This window comes from Vibrio sp. 1978 (assembly GCF_033344345.1).
In genome coordinates this window covers 1-625 of sequence record NZ_JAWPOP010000644.1, presented here as the reverse complement: position 1 = coordinate 625, position 625 = coordinate 1, and the positions used below count along the sequence as shown (strand labels likewise).

General features: G+C 46.2%; 1 protein-coding gene. It reads left to right on the top strand.

The window, feature by feature from the left end:
- Positions 1-625 (top strand): endonuclease/exonuclease/phosphatase family protein (locus tag R8N49_RS28305; protein ID WP_318190591.1); only part of this gene is annotated, 625 nt, incomplete at both ends.

Sequence of the window (625 nt, the reverse complement as noted above, 5' to 3'; positions counted from 1 at the left end):
AACCAGTTGGAATATAGAATGGCTGTCTATAAATGGAGGTAAGGTTTCGAGAACCAGTGACGATTTCGTCAAACTCAACCAATATGTGGATAAAACTCAAGCCGACATCATCGCCTTTCAGGAGGTCGACTCCAAAGCCGCAGTTCAAAAAGCTGTAGGCGATGGCTACGCGATTTATCTCTCTGATCGAGCTCAATCAAACAATAAGCACCTTCAGTTTTCTGATACCAATCAGTACACCGGTTTTGCTGTGCGCAAAGACATTGAAGTGTCTGACCCAGCAGACTTCTCAATAACGCGTGGTAATAGCAAGTTGCGCTTTGCCAGTTACATCGTCGTTAACCCAAGCCAAAAGGACGAGCTTCACCTGCTCTCTGTGCATCTAAAAGCAGGATGCAGCGGAGCGTATAAAAACAGTCGTGATTGCCAGACACTAAGTCAACAAGGAGAAGCGCTTGCGAAATGGATGAGCGAGAGAGAAAAGAAAAAAGAGCAGTATGCCGTAATGGGCGATTTCAATCACAACTTGTCGTATCAACGTGATTGGTTGTGGGCGATCATGACGCTCGGTAACGATGCACAATTGGTAACGCGAGATACCCAAGCCGATTGCAAGGTTCGCTCA